Source organism: Bradyrhizobium sp., assembly GCF_049581145.1.
Taxonomy (GTDB): Bacteria; Pseudomonadota; Alphaproteobacteria; order Rhizobiales; family Xanthobacteraceae; genus Bradyrhizobium.
Genome location: NZ_JBAURI010001303.1, coordinates 1 through 2,187, shown reverse-complemented (window position 1 = coordinate 2,187; position 2,187 = coordinate 1). Strand labels below are relative to the sequence as shown.

Here is a 2,187-nt window from a genome sequence, read left to right as displayed (position 1 = left end):
AGAAGGAGGAGGGCGGCTTCGACGGCGATGCGCCGACCGCGATCCTGATCGAGGCCAAGAGCGGCAGCGTGCTGTTCGAGAAGAACGCCGACGAGCTGCGCGCGCCGTCCAGCATGATGAAGCTGATGACGGCCGAAGTGGTGCTGCATGCCATCAAGCAGGGCGACATCAAGCTGACCGACGAGTACCGGATCAGCGAGAACGCCTGGCGCAGAGGCGGCGCGCCGTCGGGCACCTCGACCATGTTCGCGGCGCTCAACAGCAAGGTCTCGGTGGACGATCTCCTGCATGGCGCGATCATCCAGAGCGGCAACGACGCCTGCATCGCGCTGGCCGAAGGCATCGCCGGCAATGAGCGCACCTTCGCCGCCGATTTCATGACGAAGCGGGCGCGCGAACTCGGCCTGACGCAATCGACCTTCGCCAATTCCAACGGGCTGCCCGATCCCGGCAACAAGATGACGGTGCGGGAGCTGGCGACGCTCGCCCGCTACATCATCCGGACCTATCCGGATGCCTACAAGCTGTTCGGGGAGAAGGAGTTCACCTGGAACAAGATCAAGCAGCCGAACCGCAATCCGCTGCTCAACTCGCTGGAAGGCGCCGACGGGTTGAAGACCGGCTACACCAAGGAGGGCGGCTACGGCATGGTCGGCTCCGCCGTGCAGAACGGCATCAGGCTGATCGTCGTCGTCAACGGGCTGGAAGATTCCGAGGAGCGCGCCGGCGAAGCCAAGAAGATGCTGGAATGGGGTTTTCGCAATTTCGAGACCAAGACCCTGTTCGCGGCCGGCCAGACGCTGGGCTATGCCAAGGTGTTCGGCGGCGACAGCGGTTCGGTGAAACTGACCAGCCCCGAGCCGGTCAATGTGATGGTGCAGAAGAACGGCAACGACAAGCTGATCGCCCGGATCGTCTATGACGGGCCGGTGCGCGCGCCGATCGAGCCCGGCCGCAGGATCGGGGTGGTCCGGGTCTGGCGCAACGCCGACCTGGCCGAGGAGCAGCCGGTGTTTGCCGGCGAAGCGATCGGGACGGGATCGACGATGCGGCGGGCGATGGACGGGGTCTCCGAACTCGTGATCGGCGCGCTCCGCGCCGGCGTCGAGAAGCTCTGAAATGACCGAGAGTCCCGTCAAACGCCTGTCCGGCCGCGGCCGCTTCATCTCGTTCGAAGGCGGCGAGGGCAGCGGAAAATCGACGCAGATCAAGAAGTTGAAGGAACGTCTTGATGCGGCCAAGCTGCGCAATATCGTCACCCGCGAGCCCGGCGGATCGCCCGGCGCCGAGATCATCCGGCATCTCGTGCTGTCGGGCATGGGTAAACTGCTCGGCCCCGACGCCGAAACGCTGCTGTTCGCCGCCGCCCGCGACGACCACGTCCGCACCGTGATCCAGCCGGCGCTGGCGCAGGGCAGCTGGGTGTTGTGCGACCGCTTTTCGGATTCCACCCGGGCCTATCAGGGCCGGCTCGGGCGGGTGCCGCCGGCGCTGCTCAACGCGATGCAGCGGGTGACGATCGGCGACCTCGAGCCGGACCTGACGTTCATCCTCGACGTTCCCGTCGAGATCGGGCTGAAGCGCGCCGCCGCCCGCCGCGGCAGCGCAGCGCCCGACCGGTTCGAGGCCGAGGACGTCAAATTCCACCACGAGCTGCGCGACGCCTACCGGGAGATCGCCGCCGCCGAGCCCGAGCGCTGCGTGCTGATCGATGCCAGCGCCGACGCCAACACCGTGGCGTCCAGCGTGTGGGCCGCCTTGCGCGATCGCTTCTTCGTCAGCACGCCGGCCAATGAGGCGAGCCCGGCATGAGCGCGCGCCGGGTCGAGGCCGAGGAGGCCAGCGCTCCGCATCCCCGTGAAACCTCGGTCCTGTTCGGGCATCGCGAGGCGGAAGCGGCCCTGCTCAATGCCTATCGCAGCGGGCGCATCCCGCATGCCTGGCTGATCGGCGGCGCGCAGGGCATCGGCAAGGCGACGCTGGCCTATCGCATGGCGCGCTTCGTGCTGGCCCATCGCGATCCGCGCTCAGCCGAAGTGCAGCGCGCCGAGACGCTGTGGGTCGATCCGGATGATCAGGTCGCGCGCCATATCGCCTCCGGGGCCCATGGCGGGCTCTTGGCGCTGGAGCGCACGCTGAACGACAAGGGCGTGCTGCGCACCGTGATCACCGTCGACGAGACGCGCG

Annotated in this window: 2 protein-coding genes and 1 pseudogene; all 3 read left to right on the top strand. The window is 67.6% G+C overall.

Translation table 11 applies throughout. The features are described 5' to 3' along the window. Positions 1–1,118 (top strand): D-alanyl-D-alanine carboxypeptidase family protein (locus WCB02_RS41665; protein WP_423968776.1); only part of this gene is annotated, 1,118 nt, incomplete at its 5' end. A 1-nt stretch (position 1,119) separates the two neighbouring features. Beyond that, the gene (gene tmk / locus WCB02_RS41660) at positions 1,120–1,812 is read left to right on the top strand and encodes a dTMP kinase (protein ID WP_423968774.1); all 693 of its coding nucleotides are present in this window, start codon (positions 1,120–1,122) and stop codon (positions 1,810–1,812) included. Further along, positions 1,809–2,187: pseudogene (locus WCB02_RS41655) on the top strand (DNA polymerase III subunit delta'); the annotation flags it as partial. The gene tmk and the pseudogene WCB02_RS41655, both read left to right, overlap by 4 nt.

Coding starts and splice junctions, on each gene's coding strand:
- tmk (WP_423968774.1), top strand. CDS start 1,120: ATGACCGAGAGTCCCGTCAAACGCCTGTCCGGCCGCGGCCGCTTCATC.